The organism is Paenibacillus donghaensis (genome assembly GCF_002192415.1).
GTDB lineage: Bacteria > Bacillota > Bacilli > Paenibacillales > Paenibacillaceae > Paenibacillus_AQ > Paenibacillus_AQ donghaensis.
In genome coordinates, this window is record NZ_CP021780.1 from 1,868,397 (window position 1) to 1,889,825 (window position 21,429).

Here is a 21,429-nt window from a genome sequence, read left to right on the forward strand (position 1 = left end):
TGGCCATGTGGAGATCGATGGAGTCCGGATGGAAGCTGCTGGCTGGGCTGCTGCAGGGAATGGTGGCAGCCCGGAAGTGGCTGCTCGCTTACGTCCTGCTCATTCTGCTGCCGGCTTCAATTATGCTGGCATCCTTCTATCAGCGCTCGAATGATGTGCTGGAGGAGGAGGTGACGCGGACGATGCAGCTGACGCTGAAGCAGGCGGCGCTGAACCTGACTTATAAGCTGAACCATATCCGGGACAGCAGCAATTCGATTTTTATGAATCAGATTCTATACGACAACCTGCAGCGACAGGATACGATTACAGAGCAGCTGAGCCAGATCAAGGAGCTGCGCAATCTGGCCGGGACTGCCCAGGAGAACGGCGATGTGTTTCGGGTGCGCTTCTATGTGGATAAGAGCCGGCTCTACGGCAGTGACCGGATCAATCTCTATCCATTAGCCGATATGGAGCAGTACCCGTGGTACCCTGCTGTGCAGGAAGCTGGCGGCGGTATCGTCTGGAGCGGAATCTACACGGAGAACTATATAGACAGCGGCGAACGTGAGGTATTCTCGGCGGCGCGGATTCTGCGCAACCCGCAGCAATATGAAGAGATTATCGGGGTGCTTGTGCTGGATATGTCGCAGCAGCTGATTGCTGAGATTGTCTCCGGGCTGAACTTCTCGGAGCAATACGCTCCGTATCTGATCGACGGGAGCGGTAATGTGATCTACAGTGGGGCGACTGCGGAGGCAGTGGCAGCTGCTGAGCCAGTGGAGCCAGCGGCAGAGCCCGATGCTGAGAGTGTAGTGAAGCGTCCGGCGAAGCTGCCGGACAATATTATCCGCACCCTGCAGACATCCAGTGAAGGCAGTCTGAAACGGGAGGAAGGCGGGGAGGAGCTGCATCTGGTCTACTCCTCCATTGGCACAACCGGCTGGAAGCTGGTCGCCCAGGTATCGAAGGCGGAGATTTCGCACCGCGCCACTGCGCTTAATCAATTCACCAGCATTGCAGCGCTGGGCGGCATAACGGTGATGTTCCTTGTGCTGGTATTTGTGCTGCTGATGTTCATGGTGCAGGGCATGCAGCGCAGGGTGAAGCTGATCCTGCGGATGATCCGCAAGGAGGGCATTGGCTGGCTGGAGGACCGGCGTTCGCTGCCGGACGGTGATTTCCGGCTGCTCGAGCGCAGCGTGGACCACCTGATCCATAAGGTCAATAACCTGATGGAGGATTCCTATCGGGCGAAGATACAGGAACGGGAAGCCCAGCTGCGGACCCTGCAGGCGCAGATCAATCCCCATTTTCTCTACAATGCGCTGGATATGATCAACTGGTCGGCCATCGCCCATGATGCGGAGGATACCAGCCAGATGATTGAAGCGCTGGCCCGCTATTTCCGGCTTAGCCTGAACAGCGGCCGGGATAATGTCAGCATTGCCGATGAGCTGAATCTGGCCCGTGTATTCCTGGAGATTCAGCAGAATCGGTTCCCGTCCACCTTCAGCTTCACCATTGAGCAGGAGCCGGGGCTGGAGCAATATCTGATCCCGAAGCTGACGCTGCAGCCGCTGGTGGAGAATGCCCTGCTGCACGGCATCCGCAAGAGCAAGGGCAAGCAGGGAACGATCCGCATCAGGGCAGCGCGTGAGCAGGAGGATCTGCTGCTGACCGTCGCCGATGACGGCATCGGCATGAGCGCGGAGCAGGCGGAGAGGCTGCTGCTGGAGCCGGAGCCTGGGGTGAAGCAGGAAGGGGACAGCTCTTTTGGACTCTATAATGTCCATGAGCGAATCCGCTACTTCGCAGGCGAACGATACGGCGTGTCCATAGAGACGGAACAGGGCAAGGGGACGATCATCAGGATTAAAGTGAAAGCGATTACGGAGGATTGAGCTTCGGCTGGCTGGGAACACTCGCCGCCTTACTGGGTGGATTCCCCCGGCTATCCCATATACAGTCGTCTGAGACCAGAAATAATCAGATTACCACCTACACTCCAAACCGGGTTTGTCAGTATAATCAACTTACAAACAGATGGAGGTGAAGTTGCCTTGAGCATGAATGCCACGGATCTGAACCGCAGCCGCCGGATTAAACCGCTGCGCACCCGCCCTTCCGGCAAGTGGAGACTGGCCTGGAGAAACCGGGATTATTATGTGCTGCTGATCCCTGGCCTATTGTTTCTGCTGCTCTTCAAATACACACCGATGTATGGCGTGCTGATCGCCTTTCAGAATTTCAATATTTTCGACGGGATCAGGGGCAGTGAATGGGTAGGTCTGGCACAGTTCCACAAGCTGATATTATCCGAGGAATTCGGACAGGTCTTTATGAACACGCTGCTCATCAGTGTCTACAAAATCGTGCTGCTCTTCCCGGTCCCGATCGTGATTGCACTGGTGCTGAACGAGGTACGGCGAATGTTCTTCAAGCGGACAGTGCAGACGATTATCTACCTGCCGCATTTTCTGTCCTGGGTGATTATTTCCGGACTGTTCGTCACCATCCTGTCCACTTCGGGCGGACTGGTGAACAACATCATCCAGTGGTTTGGCGGTGAGCCGATCAGCTTCTTCGTCAGCAACCAGTATTTCCGCAGTTTGGTAGTCTTTACGGCAGGCTGGAAAGAGGTCGGCTGGAACGCCATCATCTTCATCGCCGCCATTGCCGGGATTGACCAGGAGCAATATGAAGCCGCTGCCATCGACGGGGCGGGCCGAATCCGCAGAATGCTGCATATCTCGCTGCCAGGGATTCTGCCGACCATTGTGCTGATGTTTATCCTGCGGCTGGGTTCCGTACTGGATGCGGGCACCGAGCAGATTCTGACGATGTACAATCCCGTTGTCTACGAAACCGCCGATGTAATTGGAACCTTTGTCTATCGGATCGGCTTAGGCAAAATGGATTACAGCTTCAGCACCGCAGTCGGCCTGTTTAATTCAGTGGTGGGTTTCATTCTGGTCATCTCCGGCAATTATATCAGCCGCAAGCTGCTGAACCGCGGGATCTGGTAGCTTAGGAAAGGAGCAACTGCAGCTATGAATAAACGAACCAAAGGAGATTTGCTGCTGGACATCAGTGTTTATCTGTTTCTGATCGTGCTGGCTCTGGTGATGCTGTTGCCACTGGCGAATGTCTTCTCCAAATCGGTCAGTGAGGAATGGGCCATTATCTCCGGCAAGGTGGGCATTCTGCCCATTGGCTTTCAGCTGGATACCCTGAAGGAGGTTGTTTCCTCGGCGATGTTTCTGCGGGCGTTCGGCATCTCGGTCGGCGTTACGGTGGTCGGCACGGTACTTTCGATTATTTTGACAGCGCTTACCGCCTACCCGTTATCCAAAAGAAACCTGCCCGGCATCTCCTTCCTGATGGTGCTGTTCATCTTCACGATGCTGTTCAGCGGCGGCCTGATTCCGAGCTATCTGCTGATGCGCGAGCTGCATCTGATCAACAATCTGTGGGTGCTGATTCTGCCGGGAATGATCAGTGTGTTCAACATGCTGGTGATCAAAAGCTATTACGAAAGCCTGCCCGAGGCGCTTGAAGAATCGGCACGGATCGACGGGGCGAAGACCTATACGGTGCTGTTCCGGATTATTCTGCCGCTCAGTATGCCGGTGCTGGCGACGATTGCCCTTTTTTATGCGGTGGGCTACTGGAATGATTATTTCGGCCCCATGATTTATATCAATGATACGGCGCTGAAGACTCTGCAGCTCTATCTGCAGGATGTGGTGATGGATGCCAGCGCAGCCAATGTGACCAATAAAAGCGTGGATGACCTGATGAACATGTCGCCGGAGGGGATACGTGCCGCTACCGTTGTTGCCTCTACTGTGCCGATTCTCTGTGTATATCCTTTTGTGCAGAAGTATTTCATCAAAGGTGTGCTGATTGGCTCGGTCAAGGGCTGATGGCAGATGTGCGGACCGCTTGGGATTGTTGAAGCCGCTTCTTGCCAGAAGCGTTTCATAATAGGCATGGATTCACTCATACGATATTAGGAGGGTTATATCATGAAATCTGCAAAATGGCTGTCACTTCTGCTGTGCACCGGGCTTGCGCTCAGTGCTGCCGGCTGTGGTTCTTCAGGAAACAATGATCAGCAGGGGGCTTCATCCGCTCCCGGGAGCACGACGGAGTCGTCGGCACCGGAGGAGGGTGGGGCCAAGCCGGAGCTGCGAATGCTCAATATCTGGTCCAAGGACGATTACAACAGCTATCCGGTGGCCAAAGTGATTGAGGAGCAAACCGGCTACAAGGTGAAATATGAGATGCTGCCTGCGGACAAGGCGATGGATAAGCTGAACCTGCTGATCTCGTCCGCCGAGCCTTACGATGTGATCACGATTGGCGGGGATAAGGCGGTGTATACCGATTATGCCAAAATGGGCGCACTGGTTGACCTGACACCGCTGCTTGATCAATATGGCGAGCATATCAAAGCAGCCGTTTCGGAAGAGTCGCTGGAGGCGATGAAGGTGGACGGCAAAATCTATGCCATTCCGAACCGTTCCTCTGAATTCGCCGCGATGAGCCTGTTGATTCGCCAGGATTGGCTCGACAAGCTGGGGCTTGCCGTACCCACTACTACGGATGAGCTGACCGAGGTGCTGAAGGTTTTTAAAGAGAAAGATCCAGGTGGCACCGGGGATAAAGGCGCACCGATGACCATTGACGGCTCCATTCCGATGATTCCCAACCTGACTGGCTCCTTCGGCATCTCGCATGGCTGGGATATCCTGGATGATAAGCTGGTCTCTACCCCGCAGAATCCCGGCTTCAAGGAATACCTGACTTATGTGGCAGATTTGTATAAGCAGGGGCTGCTGGACAAAGAGTTCGCCGTCAATAAGGATGCTACAGTCAAAGAGAAGTTCACCAGCGGGCGTGCAGGCGTAATTCCGCTTGGCTGGTATGACATTCCGATGATTGCCGATGCCCTGGCGCAGAATCTGCCAGATGCCAAATACACGTATATTCCGGCACTGAAGGGCAAGGACGGCAAGCAGGGGCTCGGCATGGGCGGCGGTTTCGACCGGATTACCTTCGTTCCGAAAGCGTCGAAGCATCCAGAGGATGCTGTGAAATGGATGAATGCCAAGCTGGAGAAGGAAACCTTCAAGCTGATTTCCATCGGAGAGGAGAATAAGCATTATACCTTCAAGGATGGCGTGTACAGCCCGATTCTGCCGATTTTTACGGATGAGCGCGGACTTGCGGTCAACTATCTCACAGGTGTAGATGAGCAAAACTATCCGATCTACTGGCAGGCCCGCGTGCAGAAGGATCAGCGTCTATTCGAAGCCTTCAACTATCTGAACAACGAGCTTCCGGCGGAAGCCCGGGTGGCAGAGCCGCTGGCCATGGCGCCAACGCTGCCGGAGTTCTCCAAGAACAATGCCGCACTGGGGCAGATGGTTAATGATTTTGCGGTCAAGGTGATTGTCGGCGAAGAATCGGTTGATGCTGTGGAAGCCTTCGTAGGCAAATACAATGCCGCCGGGGGAGAAGCAAGCTACAAGGAAGTAAATGATTGGTATTCAGCATCTGCCGCCAAATAGGCGTTGGCATCTATATGGGAGGTTGAAGTGTGGAAACTTACAAGCTGCAGAGACTAGAGCTTCCGGTCGACGGAGGCTGGGATGTTATTGTGGTCGGCGGGGGACCGGCTGGCTGTACGGCAGCAGCTGCAGCGGCGCGTGAAGGCGCCCGCACCCTGCTGATCGAAGCCACCGGCAGTCTGGGCGGGATGGGAACCTCGGGGCTGGTCCCGGCTTGGTGCCCTTTCTCCGACAAGGAGACGATTATCTACAGGGGACTGGCGATGAAGGTGTTCGAAGAACTGAAGCAGCAGATGCCCCATGTGGATCGGGAGGCGTTGGACTGGGTACCGATTGAGCCGGAGAAGCTGAAGGTGATCTATGATCAATTGGTGCTGGAGGCGGGGGTTACCGTACTGTTCCAGACCACGCTTGGTTCTGTGGAGACAGACGGGGACGGCCGGATCACAGCCCTGATTACCGCCAGCAAAAACGGGCTGCGGGCGCATACCGCCAAGGTCTATGTGGATTGTACCGGGGACGCTGATGTAGCTGCCTGGGCCGGCGCGGATTATCTGAAGGGGGCGCCCGAGACGGGCGCCCTGATGCCCGCCACCCATTGCTTCACGCTGGGCAATGTCGATGAATATGCCTATCTGAATGGCCCGCTGCTTCATGGCGACAATAAAAGCAGCCCGATCTATGACATCCTGCGTTCCGGCAGCTACCCGTCCATTCCCGACGCGCATATTTGCAACAATATGATTGCACCGCGAACGGTTGGCTTCAACGCCGGACATCTGTGGGAGGTGGACAACACGGACGCCTATTCGGTATCAGCCGCGCTGATGGAAGGCCGGAAGCTGGCTGCCGTCTACCGGGAAGCTTTGGCGGAGTATATGCCGGCAGCGTTCGGCAGCGCTTATGTAGCCAATACCGGTTCACTGATGGGAATCAGGGAGACCCGCAGAATTACTGGTGATTATGTGCTTAGCGTGGACGATTATGTCAGCCGCAGAAGCTTCGCGGATGAAATCTGCCGCAACAGCTATTTCATCGATATTCACGGGACCGAGCAGGAGGAGAAGCAGGAGGGCGGCAAGCAGGAAGCCATTAAGCGCTACGGCCCCGGGGAATCGCATGGCATTCCGTACCGCTGCCTCACCCCGCGCGGTTTGCGCAATGTGCTGGTGGCCGGGCGCGCCATCTCCTGTGCGCGTGAGGTTCAGGGCAGCGTGCGGGTGATGCCCGTCTGCCTGGCGATGGGCGAAGCCGCCGGGCTGGCCGCTGCGATGGCGGCGGGCGTGGCGGAGCCGGATGTGCATGCCGTGGATGTGGAGCAGCTGCGCACGCGGTTGCGGGAAGAAGGGGCTTATCTGCCTTAAGCCCGGGGCTGGGCGGGATTTAGTGCTGCTAGAGCTGAAGAGAACAGGGCATAGTGAGTGCGAGGTGTGACGGTGAGGAGTGACGAGTGACGAGTGACGAGAGCACAAAGTGCATAGAGCAAAGGTCGAAGTGCAAAGTGCATAGGGCAAAGGTTGAAGTGCAAAGTGCATAGGACGAAGGTTGAAGTGAAAAGTGCATAGGACGAAGAGCGTAGAGCAAAGGTCGAAGTGCAAAGTGCATAGGACGAAGAGCAAAGCGGGAATAGAGCTGGGTGCTAAGAGCCGAGTGCTAAGAGCTAGAAGCTGAGTGCTGAATGCTGAATGCTGAATGCAGAGTGCTAAGAGCCAAGAGCCAAGAGCCAAGAGCCAAGAGCCAAGAGCCAAGAGCCAAGAGCTAAGTTGCTGGTTCGCCCCAGCGGGTCGTTTAGAATGTTGCTCTGGAACGCTCGGAGTAAATAGATGCGAAACTGGTTAATACTTAGGACCCTGCGACACTCCAAGCCCCTTGAATTAGGTAACCTGCATTCTAGCGGACCGTATAGCCCCTATTTCCTCCTATCTGCGATCTTTTGACGTCTTACGGACCGTATAGCCCCTAAGTCGTCAAAACAGGCTCTAAAGCGAGGGTTTTCTGTGATATAGCGGCTCCTGGGTCCGTTAATCCTGCAAAACGGCCTATGTACAGCAAATAGAGGCTCCTGAGTCCGCAACCGTCTGAAATCGAAGCGAGGGTTACGAGCGAAGAGGGCTAGGGGACCTAAGTAGTAACCGAAACTGCAACTAAATTCAGTCAAATCGCGAGCTAGTGGGCGAATAAGTGCTATTCTGAAACTAATTTCGAGTAAAACTGGTCTATTTCGCTCAGAAGTCCAAATTAGATGCCTTTTTGCAACTATTTGCTCCAAAACGGTAAAATTTCGCAAATTAGATGCGTTTTCGGTTACTACTTAGGACCCTGCGAGGATATAGAAGGTTTACTTGCGAAGGTTAGGGATCGCACTACCGTAATCCAAACCCTCCCCACCCGAACTTCAGGTAACCTACGTCCTAACGGACCGTATAGCTCCTATTTCCTCATTTCTGCACTGGTTTGGAATGTAACGGACTGCATAGCCTCTATATCGGAAAAACAGGCCTTACCTAGTGGGTTTCGGCTTGAATAGGGGCTCCTGAGTCCGTTAGAGCTGCAAAACAGCCTTTGTACAGCAAATAGGGGCTCCTGAGTCCGTTAATAGTCTGAAAGTTAAGCGCTGGTTACCGGCGACAGCCTTCCTTTGTTATGCTTAGCCTCCTTGTCGCGCGGTGTGGTATGACAGGCTCGGACGAGTAACACAAGGAACACAAGGGGGCTCTAAGTAGTAACCGTTTTCGCAACTAAATTTTCCGCGAGCGGCCCGGGTCCTAACCATGGACTGCATGGTCGCTTTTGTTTAGCCTGCCTCTAGTCCTCCAAGGATAAAAGACCCCGCAGCGGGGGCTTGATACATTAACTCGTGACTCTATAGTCACCGGTATGCCATTGCAATCACAGTATCGCTGCCGCCGCTTAGCTGTTGTTTAATGTGGTCGCGCTAACTACCATATGCTGCTCTCGCCGCTGCTGGTGATTAGTGGTTGCTATTGCTGCTGTTTTTCCCTACGCCTGTTGCGGACCGTATAGCCTTTTGGAGTAATATAGTCATTTTGGAGGGTTTAACGGATGCATGGCTCTTATTGATGTGTTTTGCGCCCCAAAGTGAGCGTTTGGGAGTAAATAGGATCGTCTGAGTCCGTTAGCCGGTTAAAAAGTGTGTAAATCAGCACACTAAGGTCTCCTGAGTCCGCTCGGCCCAGAGTAGTTACTCCTTCGTTCGTTCGTCCCCACCGCCATCTGCGTCGCCTGCCTTGCCCGTTTGCTCCTACCGTTCGTGATCTCGCAGCAGAGCATATAGGGCGAAGGGGCTAGAAGGCGTCTATAGGATATGTGATGAAGTTAGTATGTGTTGGTACAGAAGAAGTCATGCAATGTCTTGCAGGGACGGGCAAAAGCTGGCGGGACAAACAGGATAATTATCCTTATAATGGGAGGGTGAGGATAGATACATAAGGAGGTCTTGCGGTTATGGTGCAGGTAATTTATTCACCGTCCAGATATATTCAGGGCGGCGGAGAGCTTCACAAGCTGGGCAATTATTGTAAGCAGCTGGGGGCGAAGCAGGCGTATGCGATTGTAGATCCATTTATTCTGTCAGGCCATAGGGAGGCTATTGCCGCCAGCTTCGCCGAATGTTCAATTCCGCTGGAGCTGACAGCAATGCAGGGAGAGTGCAGCCGGGTTCAGGCCGAAGCCATGATTGCTGCTGTGGAGCTGGATCACGTAGATATCATTCTAGGTATCGGCGGCGGCAAAACAATGGATATGGCCAAGGCCGTCAGCGAATTTGCGGTGCTGCCGGTTATAGTTGTACCGACGGCTGCATCCACGGATGCGGCCTGCAGCGCTTTGTCCGTTCTGTACACCGAGGCAGGAGATTTCGACCGCTACCTTCCTCTGACCCGCAGTCCGGCTGCCGTCATTGCTGACACTTCGCTCATCGCCAAGGCGCCGCCCCGGCTGCTTGCCGCAGGGATGGGGGATGCGTTGTCTACCTTTTACGAGGCCAGAGCTTGTCACGCGTCCGGCGCACTCACTTCAGCAGGTGGTACCGGGTCCATTGCCGCATTAGCCCTTGCCCGCGCGTGCCGTGATACCTTGTTCCTGTACGGTGAAGCGGCGCTGAGTGATGTACGTGCTGGCGTATGTTCTCTGGCCGTGGAGCATATTGTTGAAGCGAATATTTACCTAAGCGGCATCGGTTTCGAGAGCGGAGGACTGGCGGCGGCGCACGCTGTTCACAACGGCTTATCGGTGCTGGAAGAATGCCGTGGGAAGCTGCACGGGGAGAAGGTGGCTTTCGCCACCATCGTCCAGCTTGTGCTAGAGCGGGCAGCGGAGGAGGAGATCGCCGAAGCTATCCTATTCTGCCGCAGCTTAGGGCTTCCGGTTACATTGCAGGAGCTGGGGCTTGAGGGCATCAGTGTCGACAAGCTGCGGCTGGCAGCGGCAGCCAGCTGCGCTGAGGATAGCCCGATGGGCAACATGCCGTTTCGGGTGGAGCCGGAGGATGTGCTGGCTGCCATTATAGCGGCGGACAAGCGGGGCATGGAGACAGCAGGCTCATCGTAAGAGCGGTACCGGAACAGGGCAGGTTGCTTCTACTTAACATCGGGAGGGCTTATTGTTAATAATTGCGCTGGCCGGCGGGTACATATTTATCCTTCATGATCCCAACAATGAGAGCAAGGATTACACATGAAGGAGGAGAAGCGTATGCTGCACAGCTGCTCGAGAATGAAACGTGACAGTTTGTTGGCTCTGATTGCCCTGCTGATCGTTACAGTGCCTGGCGGTTCTTCCGCTGCCGCCCGATCTGCGGCTGTCCCTGCCGCCAGCGGACATCACGCCGCCGAAGGCATTCAAGGCCAAACAGATTCGCGGGTTAAAGACAGCAGAACCCGCCGTGTGGCCCTGATCATTGATGATTTCGGCAACGGGATGAAAGGGACGGACGAGATGTTTGATCTGCCGGTGAAGATTACGGTTGCAATCATGCCATTCCTGTCCACGACGGAGCAGGATGCGCGCCGTGCACATGAACGCGGCTTCGATGTACTGCTTCATCTGCCGATGGAGCCGCGTCACGGCAAGCCGCAATGGTTGGGGCCGGGAGCGGTGCTGGCGAACATGAGCGATGCCGAAATCCGCCAGCGGGTGCAAGCCGCGCTGGATAATGTCCCTTATGCGATTGGCATCAACAATCATATGGGCTCCAAGGTGACAGGGGACAAACGGATCATGGGTATCGTACTGGCGGTGTGCAAGGAGCGGGGACTTTTTTTTGTGGACAGCCGCACCAATTACCGTTCCGTCGCCGGGACCATGGCGGAAGCAAGCGGACTGCCGCGTGTGGAGAATGATATCTTTCTGGATGATGTCCACACCACCCAGCATGTGCTTAAGCAGATGCTTCTGGTCGGCGAGCATGCCCAGAAGCACAGGTATTGCGTTACCATCGGCCATGTAGGCATCCAAGGCAAAGTAACCGCCGCAGGCATCCGCGGCGGCATTGCAGAACTGAAGGACCAAGTTGAATTCATCGGTATCTCGGAACTGGTCAAGGCGGAGTGGAACTGGAGCGCCGGTCCTACACTTCCATAAGATATGCGATGATGCCATCGGCTATCGCCTCGGCAATCCGCTGCTGGCCCTTCGAGCTGCACAGCTGGGCCCGGTCGACTGGGCTGCTGATGAAACCCGCCTCGACAATTACTGTTGGGGCGGTTATTTTGTTGAGCAGATAGAACGGCTTGCCTGGTCTGGTCAAGGCGTCCGTCTGATAAAGACGGTTCAGCTGTTCTTGCAGCGACTGGGCCAGTAGAAAGCTGCGGCCTTCCTGTCGGTAGAGCACCAGGGGACCGTGCTTCGCAGGTGAAGGCGCCCAGTTGATGTGGATACTAACCACCACCGCTGCCTGAATCGTCTCGGCCAGCTCCTTGCGCTGGGCCAAATCCCGCATATGGCGGGAGGAGCTGCGCAGCCAGCGGTTGTCGTCGCTGGGCGCATAGTCGCCAAGCCGGTTCAGAATGGCGCCGAAGCCGTCACTGCGCAGCATCAGGAACAGCTTGCGCGAGATCCCCAGCGTAATATCCTTCTCCAGAATGGAGCCATAGGAGGTACCGCCGTCAATCCCGCCATGTCCGGCGTCGATCAGAATCATCCGCTGGTCATGCCCCAGCAGATGCTGCCGTTCCGCCGGGACTGCGCCGGTACTGGGCGGAACGCCCGCCCCCTGGGCATAACCCGCTGACAGCAGCCAGCCGGCTGCGGCCAATCCGGGCAGAAGGCAACGCAGAAGTCTGCGCCAGGGTGAAGCAGCCGGTATAATCCGGCAGAGCAAGATCTTTTTCAACAATCATCGAACCTCCCCACATATTATTCACGATTAGGTTGCGCTGCAAGAGGACAACCTATACGAAATAAACGCTCATAGTTTAGCGGCCGGCTTAACGGTGCACACTAAGAATAAATATCGATGGAGCTTAAGCAGCAAGTGGGAATGAATAAGAGGAGGTGGCCTTATGGCTTCCGGTGGAGATGAGCTGGTGAAATACATTACGGAAAAAGTGGTTGTATATATAGAAGATCCGCGTGGCAGGCATGCGCGCAGAGAGGCTGTCAAGCAGCCTTGGTCACAGCGATGGTTCGGCATGCTCCCGCTGGGCTGGTCACTTTGGTGCAGAAAGTGGATGGGCAGATTAAAGAGGTAGCCGTTTATTCACTGAACGTACAACAGGGCAGCACCGTGTGAATGGGTTGTTAAGCGGACGGATCAAGGTAAGGAGATTTTCGGGAGCAGCAAGAGTATTTGCTCAAAAGGCATCTAATTTCGCCGCTTATGCACGCTTTACATTTGCAGAGAGATGGTTAAACAGAATGAGCACTTTACCACTTACAGCTTCATCAGGCCGGAATAATTGTAGAAACTGGTTACTGCTTAGGTCTCCTTATAATAAGAATTATACCGACTTTGTTACCTAATTAGGGAGCCAATCCATTAGTTGCGAAACTGCATCTAATTAGCCTATTATTTCCGTTTTGGAGGAAATAAGTGCGAATACGGTTACTACTTAGGCCCCCTTGTGTTCCTTGTGTTACTCGTCCGAGCCTGTCCTACCACACCGCGCGACAAGGAGGCTAAGTATAACAAAGGAAGGCTGTCGCCGGTAACCAGCGATTAACTTTCAGACTATTAACGGACTCAGGAGCCTCTATTTACTGAAAAAAGGCTGTTTTGCAGTTCTAACGGACTCAGGAGCCCCTATTCAAGCCGAAACCCACTAGTTAAGGCCTGTTTTTCCGATATAGAGGCTATGCGGTCCGTTACATTCCAAACCAGCGCAGAAATGAGGAAATAGGAGCTATACGGTCCGTTAGGACGTAGGTTACCTGAAGTTCGGGTGGGGAGGGTTTGGATTACGGTAGTGCGATCCCTAACCTTCGTAAGTAAACCTTCTATATCCTCGCAGGGTCCTAAGTAATAGCCGAATACGCATCTATTTTGGACATTTGAACGCTTCAGGTGTGATTTACTTGAAATTAGTTGCAGATTCGCACTTATTCGGCTGATATCTAGCAATTTGGATTGCACTTTCGGTTACTACTTAGGACCCCAGCCATCCCCAAGTAGGTTTGCACCTTCGGAGTAGTACAACAGAGGTGTCTATGGGGAAAAACTACCGTTAATACCTGGCTCATGCTCGATTGTCGTGGCTTATAGGGAAAAGTGACCACTACATCGTCCATTTAGGGCTTTTCGGAGCGGATAGGACTTCATTAGTGATAAAAATTCACTATCAGTTCACCAGAATGCCCAACTTTCGTCCAACTAGCGGTAGAATTTCCCTATCATTCCTCACTGGATAAGTAGTAATACATCAAACAGCGCTTCCCAATAAGTGGGGAAGCGCTGTTTGGTGTATGGTAAGGGTAAAGCGATCAAAGACAGCGGCAGCTTATTGCTCCTCCGGCGGCTGGAGCCGGAAGCCAACCACCGCTGGCCCTTGCAGCGGCAGCAGATGCAGGCTGCCGGCCTGCTGCAGCACAGCCAGCGGCAGATAGCGCCTGCCGCCCGGCCCGGTGGCAGCGTACATCACCGCTGCGCTGACGGCAGGCTGCCCGGCGCCGGTGCTCCAGCGCTGCGAGCCGGTGATCATGAACGGCGAGCCCAGGCTGTCATTACGCCCGGCAGCTTGATAGGCCAGGCTTCCGCCAGGCGGAATGGCTGACACCAGCCGCTCGGCCATGGCAGCGCTAAGCTTGGGCGCCGACAGCCAGGAGAGGTCGGCATAGGGATCATCCGGTCCGCCGCTGCGGGTCGAGCGGACCGGGGCGGCATCCGGCTGGAAGCTGGTTATTGCCGGTGCAACCACTGTCTGCGCACCCAGCCTTTTAGCAGCCTCTTGTTCACCCCAAGGCAATACCTGAGGGACCGCAGCATGAATGTATAAAGTTTCTGTACCAAGCTTTATTTTCCAGACTGGCAGCAAAGGGCCATAGAGAGCCGTTACGTCCAGCGTTCCCGAATAAGAGGAAGGAATAAGTGCGCTCTGCACCAGATAACGGCGCAGATCGGTCATGCTGTAAGGGAGGCCTTCGGTTCCGGCCCCGTATTCGCTTAGCACGTAGCCGCCATCGGCAGCAGCGGAAATAATCAGGTAGCCGACACGTTGCCCGCCGTTCATCACATTCACCAGCCAGCTGTGCGTGCCCGGCCCCAGCGGATAAGTCTCCAGCTGCGCGTTCTTCCAGCTGCTGAAGGGGGCATCAGCAGCCAGCTTGTCCACGCTGCTCCGGGCAAATTCCGCCGCAGTGGCAGGAGGCGCGACTGTTGCCAGCACCGGCCCGGAATCCGCCGCAGCGTTTGTGCTGAGCGTCGCTGTAGTTCCCGACCCTGTTGCAGACAGCTGCAGCGAGAAGCTAAGGCTTAACGCTGTCAATCCTGCGCAGAGCATCAGGGCAATCTTGCCCATGGGCAGGCGCTTCAGCCTATGCTTCCAGCTCTTGACGGTCCTCTCCTCCAGCACAGGTTGCGTCCCCCTCACAGAACTGTACCCTCTCGTAGTTCTGTTCCCCTTCATAGGTGCATCACCTTCATCAAGTCGATCACTTTCATCAGTGTTCTCACCTTTCCACGCTCCATTCCCGTCCGGCACTAGGCTCTACAGCCCATTGTAGAGGACAAGCCCTAAAAAGGCTGTTGCTTGCTGTCGTGCGGGACGCAGGATCAGCGGCTGTTTTTTTGCCTGCTTTTAGCGAGCAGGGTCAGATTCTACAGGCTGCGCAGATGAAACAGCCCATACGTAACCGCAGAAACTGCAATCTGCGGCTCATACTGCCAGGAGGTCTCCTGGCGGCGGCGGTTATACTGCTCCTCCACACCCTGGCGTTTCTCCTCATCCGGCTCCTTCAGCAGCTCGCTGTAGTATATGTCGATGATGGTCAGCTCCAGCTTCAGCCGTTCGCGGGCTTCTTCCGCCCAGCTGTAGTCCAGCTCCGCTAGCTGGGCGGTCAGATGAGCTTCCAGCAGGTCGGTCGCCGCACTCACAGACATCTCGTAAGGCTGGATATGGACATTGCCGGGCAGCCGGGGCGTTAGTGTGAGCGAATCCAGCCTGCTGCTGAAATCGCCGTCAATGCTTCCTCTGGTCAGCGAGATTCCGATATAATGCAGTTCCTCACGCTTGAGGTCGCAGGTCATCTCGACCTTGTAGCAGACGCCCAGCCACGGCTCATAGGCTGCTGAGAACAAGGTGTTGCGCTGCTTGCTGTTCGCTTCCTCGAATAGATACAGCGCTTTGCCTTCATCCTTGGCCGCGCTCCAGATCTGGCGCAGCCGCTTGCTGCCGTAAGTAACATCCTCGCGCCGGATCATGCCCGGCCCGATGCGCGGCAGCACCGGCATCACGCCGAAATAGCGGGCCAGAATGCTGTCCTCTGGACCGTTATACCCACCGGGCGCTCCATTCTCTCCATCCGTACCTGCAGAAGCTCCCGGCTCAGCTCCCGCTTCCATCTCACCGGAAGCACCTGGAGCGGCAGCGCCAATCACTGCGCCCGACGTCCCGGCGTTGCTACGGACAGGCGGTGCTGCTGCAGCCAGGCTGTCATACTGCTCCGGATCAAACACGAACGTGAATGACAGCGTCTCGGGATCCACGCCGGTGCGTTCGACGAATCCCCAGTAATAAGGGCGGTCCGTCAGCAGCCGGTCGGCACGCGGCGAGAGCTTCACGGTAACATGGAGCGGGGACACCTCCAGAATGGTGCATTCCGTCGCTTCCAGATAATCCATTACATGCTTGCGGACCTGTGCTGTGGAGAGTGTCATGTGGCCGCCCCGCTTTCTCTGGTGATATCTGCCGTCAGCTCTGTGAGCGATTCACCGATATGGTCCAGCCCGCTGCGCAGCTCTTCGTCGCTTTTTGCCTCCAGCATGATCTTGATCAGGCTTTTCTCGAGCGACTCCTTTTTCTCAAAACGTTCCAGAATCACATCCAGACCACCGATGACCATCTCGAACATATTGATTTTCTCATGCAGCAGATGCAGGATATGCTCCTCAATCGTACCTTCGGTAGAGAGGTTGTAGATCACAACGTCATGCGCCTGGCCGAGCCGGTGGACACGTCCGATCCGCTGCTCTACCCGCATCGGGTTCCAGGGGAGGTCGAAGTTGATCATGTGGTGGCAGAATTGCAGATTGATGCCCTCGCCGCCGGCTTCGGTAGCGATCATCACCTGGGCGCGGCCACGGAAGAGGTCCATCATCCAGTCTTTCTTACTGCGGCTCATCCCGCCGGAATAGGCGACGCAGAGCATTCCGTTGTCGCGGAAATATTGCAGCAGATACTCCTGGGTCGCGCGGTATTCCGTGAAGACGATGACCTTCTCATTCATTTCCTGAATCAGCCTCAGCGTAGTTTCGGCCTTGGTGTTGGTCTTGACGGTGCGGATCGTCTGCAGCAGCTCCATCATGCGGTCGCGTTTCGGCGAATCGGCGGGCAGCTTTTTGATCAGATTAACCAGTGTTACGAATACCGCATCACGGCTGCTGCACACCTCCCGCTGCAGGGTGACGAGCGACAGCATACTGGTGAGATTGCCCCCGGATTCCTGGTATTGGTCTTTGACAAAAGCGGTCACGCCGTCATATAATACTCTCTCTTCGGGAGAGAGGGTCAGCGGAATATTGCGCACCTTGCGTTTCGTGAAATTCATCGCCCCTTCACCGCGCCGGTTGCGGATCATCACCTTGGACAGCTCCCCGCGCAGCTGCTCCTCATTCTTGGGCTGACGCTTGTCCACCACGAAATTGGAGGCGAAATCGCCCTGGTTCCCCAGCTGGCCCGGCTTCAGAATCGTGATCAGGTTAAACAGCTCGCCCATGTCATTCTGCACAGGAGTGGCGGTCAACAGCAGACAGTATTTTTTGCGCAGCTGCTGTACGAACAGATAATTAGTTGATTTCTTATTCTTCAGCTTGTGGGCCTCGTCGATAATCAGCATGTCGAATTCACTGGCCAGCAGCAGCTCTTTATGCGGGTCGCGTTTGGCCGTATCCATGGAAGCCACCACGATGTCGTTGCCCCAGGAATAAGCTTTCTTCTGGGCGACCGCCGCGATGCCGAATTTGGCATTCAGCTCTCTGACCCATTGCAGCACCAGCGAGGCGGGAACGAGAATCAGCACTTTGCGAACCAGTCCGCGCACCAGATATTCTTTGAGCACCAGCCCGGCTTCGATGGTTTTGCCCAGACCGACTTCGTCCGCCAGAATGGCCCGTCCCGACATCTCGAACAGAACCTTGTGGGCGGTATCCAGCTGATGGGGCAGAGGAGACAGGCCGGACAGATGCTTCATGCACTGCAGCTCATCGAAGCTGGTTACCAGCCCGGATTCTTCGCCCTGCACAGCAAGCCGGGACAACCGCTGGTCACCCCAAGGTCCTCCCTTATCCAAACGGAGTTCAAGATCCTGCAGCCAATTCCGGTCAAAAGAGAGCGGGACAGGCAGCAGCGGTGCAGATTTCGCCCCTTGCGCTTTTAGAGAATTGCGGAATAATTGCGTCATGTGGTAGCCTCCTCTGGCGCGTATATATATCGGAAATACGTAGAAATAGTATGTGCGTAAACAAGAGATTTCATAACCTGATATTTTTCGAGCTGTTTGCAATTGCCGTGGATTTTGGACAAAATAAGGAGAAAACATAATGAAATCTGCTCTTTTTGCTCATTTTTCGCTGCTGGCTCCTATTTTCGAAAAAGACCTGCGATACAATATGTGGTATAGTTTAAAAGCTGACGAACACAATATATTGTTACAAAAGCTTGAAAAGTTGCTTAAAACCTGCTTTTGCCGGTTATTTGATATTGACAAGATAAACTTCCGTGATACCTTCAGCCCGGCTGAGGCTGGCGCAGGGAGTTTATGCTGTGGGTATCAAATCAAGGCCCACATTTAAAGGAACGGAAATATTATCTATCACACCCGCGGGAGGTTATTTTATTGAGTACAATGGAGCCTAAACAGCGACTGGAAGGCCTGAGCGAAAAAATATTCCTGGATCGTTACGCCTGGAAGGATGCGGACAGCAACAATGCCAAGGTGGGCGATGTCGTGCTAGTCCTGACCAAGGATGATCCGAAGTTCCCGACCAAGGAAGTCGGGGAGATCGTGGAGCGTACAGGCCGGATCGTAACCGTGAAGACACGCAGCGGCGAACTGGTGAAATCCGATGTGGAGAAGCTGACGCTGAATATTGAGAAGACTCCTGAGGAGATGTGGGACCGTCTGGCTACCGCGATGGCTTCCGTAGAGAAGACCCCGCAGCTGCAGCAGGAATGGACCGGCAAGTTCCGTAGCATTCTAGATGACTGGAAACTTGTTCCCGGCGGACGGATTGCCGCAGGTGCAGGGGCTAGCGAAGAGCTGACCTTGTTCAACTGTTATGTCGTACCTTCTCCAAAAGACAGCCGTGGCGGCATCATGCAGACGTTGTCTGAAATGACCGAGATCATGGCACGCGGCGGCGGTGTGGGCATCAACCTGTCCTCCTTGCGTCCGCGCCGCGCCATTGTGCGCGGAGTGAACGGTTCCTCCAGCGGTTCTGTGTCCTGGGGCGGACTGTTCAGCTATACAACCGGCTTGATTGAGCAGGGCGGCAGCCGCCGAGGTGCGCTGATGCTGATGATCAATGACTGGCATCCTGACGTTGTTGATTTCATCACTGTGAAGCAGACGATGGGACAGGTTACGAATGCCAACCTTTCGGTATGCGTCAGCAACAGCTTCATGAAGGCGGTCAAGGAGGATCTGGACTGGGAGCTGGTATTCCCGGATACCACCGATCCTGACTATGACGAGATCTGGGACGGCGACCTTGACAAGTGGAAGGCGGACGGACGTGCAGTAATCCCTTACCGTACAGTCAAGGCGCGCGATGTGTGGAAGACGATTATCGAATCGGCTTGGAAATCGGCAGAACCGGGTGTCGTGTTCATGGAATATTACAACCAGATGTCCAACAGCTGGTATTTCAACCCGATTATCTGTACGAACCCTTGCGGTGAGCAGGGACTGCCGGGCTGGGGCGTCTGCAATCTGTCGGCGGTCAATCTGTCCAAGTTCTACGATGAGAAGAACCATGATGTAGACTGGAGCGATCTGGCTAGAACGACTCGTTATTCCGTGCGTTTCTTGGACAATGTTATTGACAAGACACCTTATCATTTCCCGGAAAATGAAGCGAACCAGAAGAAGGAACGCCGGGTGGGCCTGGGCACCATGGGGCTGGCCGAGCTGATGATCAAGCTGAACATCCGTTATGGCAGCCCGGAATCACTGGAATTCCTGGACAAGCTGTATGGCTTCATGGCCCGCGAAGCTTACCTGGCCTCGGCTGAAATTGCCGGCGAGAAGGGTTCCTTCCAGGCGTTCGACACCGAGAAATATCTGCTGAGCGGCTTCATGAAGAATATAACCGAAACCTATCCTGAGGTAGGCGAAGCCATTCGTGAACACGGCATGCGCAACGTTACCGTGATTACCCAGGCGCCGACAGGCAGCACAGGGACCATGGTGGGAACCTCGACGGGAATCGAGCCTTATTTTGCCTTCAAATATTACCGCCAGAGCCGTCTCGGTTATGACGAGCAGTTCGTCCCGATTGCCCAGCAGTGGCTGGAAGCGAACCCGGGCCAGGAGCTGCCGGAATATTTCGTTACCTCGATGGATCTGTCGGCCAAGGATCATATCCGCGCCCAAGCCGCCATTCAGCGCTGGGTGGACAGCTCGATCTCCAAGACTGCGAACTGTCCGGCAGACTTCACCGTGGAAGAAACGGCTGAGCTGTACGAAATGGCCTTTGATCTCGGCTGCAAAGGCGTAACCATCTACCGCGACGGCAGCCGTGATGTGCAGGTGCTGGATACGAAGAAAAAAGAGGATACCAGCGCAGTCGAAGCAACGGCTCCGGCAGTAGAAGAAACCCCGGCGGCGGAAGCTGTGGTTACAGCACAAGAAACAACTGCGGTTACAGCACAAGAAACGTCCACCGCAGTAGCGGCGAGTCCTGCACCACAGGCTCCGGCTGTGATGGACAAACAATACAAGAAACGCCCGCAGGTGCTGCGCGGCGCTACCTATAAGATCAACACGCCGTTTGGTATGGCGTATATTACGATCAACGACCTGGACCGTACACCGGCGGAGATCTTCCTGAACGTGGGCAAAGCCGGTTCCGACGTGTTCGCGATGGCGGAAGCCCTGGGACGTGTCTGTTCCCTGTTTCTCCGTTATGGAGACCATGGCGAGAAGGTTGAGCTGCTGATCAAACATCTGAAGGGCATCGGCGGCTCCGGCGCCATTGGCTTCGGAGCCAACCGCGTCGAATCGATTGCCGACGCCGTTGCCAAGGCACTGGAAACCCATGTGCTGAACAACGCCCAGGATGATCACGATCATGTACCCGCACCGGTAGCTGCTACGCTGGAGCTTGATTTCAACGACGCGCTGAATGCCGAACTGAAATCTAGTGTACCTGCCCCGGCTGTAGATGACAGCCGTGGCGGTCATGGCTCCCATAGCCACGCGGATGCGTCACGCGATCTGTGCCCTTCCTGCGGCGGTGCATCACTGATCAATATCGAAGGCTGCAAAACCTGCGGCAATTGCGGGTATAGCCGGTGTGGGTAAGAGGTTACGGAACGTGGAGGAATTACTCAATGAGTGTGATTTTTCATTTTAAATGAGAATTGTTTCATTTTAAGAGAGAATAATTCGTTTTAAACGAGAATAAAACTTTATTATTCATCAGTGTGTATATTTATACATTGAATTGCAGCAAGTTTCACGATTTTACTTTTAAAGCCGGCAAGCCTTTATGGTCATACCCCTGTCAAGTGGACAGATGAAAAAAGCTAAACACCCAGCGCGTGCCGATATTCGACCGGCGCGCGCTGTTTGAGTTTTGCCTGAAAACGTTGGTAGTTATAAAAATAGATATATTCCTCGACGGCTTGATGAATCTCTGCTTCTGACTTACACTGGTGAAGGTACAACTTCTCTGTCTTGAGATGCGAAAAAAAGGATTCAATGCACGCGTTATCCAGGCAGATTGCTTTGCGAGAGTGGCTGCATTTGACGCCGAATGCCTCTAATCGTGTGTTGTACGCCTGAGACGTATATTGGAAGCCCTGATCCGAATGGAGCACGGCTTCTGAGACGTCTCTTTTTCGTGTCCATTGCTCTACCGTATCCAGTACTAACTTTACATCATTACGCTCGGACAGCTGCCAAGCGACGATCTCGTTGTTAAAGAGATCCTGAATCGCGGACAGATAAGTGAGTATGGCGGGGGGGATTAATC

At 54.7% G+C, this 21,429-nt stretch carries 14 protein-coding genes and 1 pseudogene; 10 read left to right on the forward strand and 5 right to left on the reverse strand.

What is annotated here, in order from left to right; all coding sequences use genetic code 11:
* Nucleotides 1–5: 5 nt before the first annotated feature.
* From B9T62_RS07750 to B9T62_RS07780, 7 genes are all read left to right on the forward strand, one after another.
* Nucleotides 6–1,886, forward strand: a complete 1,881-nt coding sequence (locus B9T62_RS07750; RefSeq protein ID WP_169834349.1) for a cache domain-containing sensor histidine kinase — start codon at nt 6–8, stop codon at nt 1,884–1,886.
* 165 nt (nt 1,887–2,051) lie between these two features.
* On the forward strand, nt 2,052–3,011 hold the full coding sequence (locus tag B9T62_RS07755; protein WP_087920184.1) for an ABC transporter permease: 960 nt from the start codon (nt 2,052–2,054) through the stop codon (nt 3,009–3,011).
* 24 nt (nt 3,012–3,035) lie between these two features.
* The gene (locus tag B9T62_RS07760) at nt 3,036–3,911 is read left to right on the forward strand and encodes a carbohydrate ABC transporter permease (protein WP_087914731.1); all 876 of its coding nucleotides are present in this window, start codon (nt 3,036–3,038) and stop codon (nt 3,909–3,911) included.
* Nucleotides 3,912–4,013: 102 nt separating this feature from the next.
* Nucleotides 4,014–5,561, forward strand: a complete 1,548-nt coding sequence (locus B9T62_RS07765) for an extracellular solute-binding protein (protein WP_245864382.1) — start codon at nt 4,014–4,016, stop codon at nt 5,559–5,561.
* Between the two features lie 29 nt (nt 5,562–5,590).
* Nucleotides 5,591–6,925 carry an FAD-dependent oxidoreductase gene (locus B9T62_RS07770; RefSeq protein ID WP_087914733.1) on the forward strand — a complete coding sequence of 445 codons (1,335 nt, stop codon included), beginning with the start codon at nt 5,591–5,593 and terminating at the stop codon, nt 6,923–6,925.
* A 2,101-nt stretch (nt 6,926–9,026) separates the two neighbouring features.
* The gene (locus B9T62_RS07775) at nt 9,027–10,130 is read left to right on the forward strand and encodes a glycerol dehydrogenase (RefSeq protein WP_087914734.1); all 1,104 of its coding nucleotides are present in this window, start codon (nt 9,027–9,029) and stop codon (nt 10,128–10,130) included.
* Between the two features lie 144 nt (nt 10,131–10,274).
* Nucleotides 10,275–11,162 carry a divergent polysaccharide deacetylase family protein gene (locus B9T62_RS07780; protein WP_245864383.1) on the forward strand — a complete coding sequence of 296 codons (888 nt, stop codon included), beginning with the start codon at nt 10,275–10,277 and terminating at the stop codon, nt 11,160–11,162.
* On the opposite strand, the gene B9T62_RS07785 is transcribed toward B9T62_RS07780, so the two are convergent.
* Nucleotides 11,149–11,916, reverse strand: a complete 768-nt coding sequence (locus tag B9T62_RS07785) for an N-acetylmuramoyl-L-alanine amidase family protein (protein ID WP_245864384.1) — start codon at nt 11,914–11,916, stop codon at nt 11,149–11,151. The two genes, B9T62_RS07780 and B9T62_RS07785, sit on opposite strands and share 14 nt — an antisense overlap.
* Before the next feature lie 166 nt (nt 11,917–12,082).
* On the opposite strand from B9T62_RS07785, the gene B9T62_RS07790 reads away from it, so the two are divergent.
* Nucleotides 12,083–12,271, forward strand: coding sequence for a YqzE family protein (locus tag B9T62_RS07790; RefSeq protein ID WP_087914736.1), 189 nt, complete (start codon nt 12,083–12,085; stop codon nt 12,269–12,271).
* A gap of 1,245 nt (nt 12,272–13,516) precedes the next feature.
* Here the strand turns inward: B9T62_RS07790 and B9T62_RS07795 are convergent.
* From B9T62_RS07795 to B9T62_RS07805, 3 genes are all read right to left on the reverse strand, one after another.
* A complete protein-coding gene (locus B9T62_RS07795) occupies nt 13,517–14,587 on the reverse strand; it encodes a hypothetical protein (RefSeq protein ID WP_087914737.1) in 1,071 nt (356 codons plus the stop codon).
* 245 nt (nt 14,588–14,832) lie between these two features.
* The gene (locus B9T62_RS07800; RefSeq protein WP_087914738.1) at nt 14,833–15,891 is read right to left on the reverse strand and encodes a YqhG family protein; all 1,059 of its coding nucleotides are present in this window, start codon (nt 15,889–15,891) and stop codon (nt 14,833–14,835) included.
* The gene (locus B9T62_RS07805; RefSeq protein ID WP_087914739.1) at nt 15,888–17,633 is read right to left on the reverse strand and encodes a DEAD/DEAH box helicase; all 1,746 of its coding nucleotides are present in this window, start codon (nt 17,631–17,633) and stop codon (nt 15,888–15,890) included. The genes B9T62_RS07800 and B9T62_RS07805 overlap by 4 nt, the downstream gene beginning before the upstream one ends.
* Nucleotides 17,634–17,772: 139 nt before the next feature.
* On the opposite strand from B9T62_RS07805, the gene B9T62_RS07810 reads away from it, so the two are divergent.
* Together B9T62_RS07810 and B9T62_RS07815 are read left to right on the forward strand one after the other, a co-directional pair.
* On the forward strand, nt 17,773–18,024 hold the full coding sequence (locus B9T62_RS07810; protein WP_087914740.1) for a hypothetical protein: 252 nt from the start codon (nt 17,773–17,775) through the stop codon (nt 18,022–18,024).
* Between the two features lie 53 nt (nt 18,025–18,077).
* The gene (locus tag B9T62_RS07815) at nt 18,078–20,756 is read left to right on the forward strand and encodes an adenosylcobalamin-dependent ribonucleoside-diphosphate reductase (RefSeq protein WP_169834509.1); all 2,679 of its coding nucleotides are present in this window, start codon (nt 18,078–18,080) and stop codon (nt 20,754–20,756) included.
* Nucleotides 20,757–20,980: 224 nt separating this feature from the next.
* On the opposite strand, the pseudogene B9T62_RS41705 reads toward B9T62_RS07815, so the two are convergent.
* Nucleotides 20,981–21,403: pseudogene (locus tag B9T62_RS41705) on the reverse strand (transposase); the annotation flags it as partial.
* Nucleotides 21,404–21,429 lie beyond the last annotated feature (26 nt).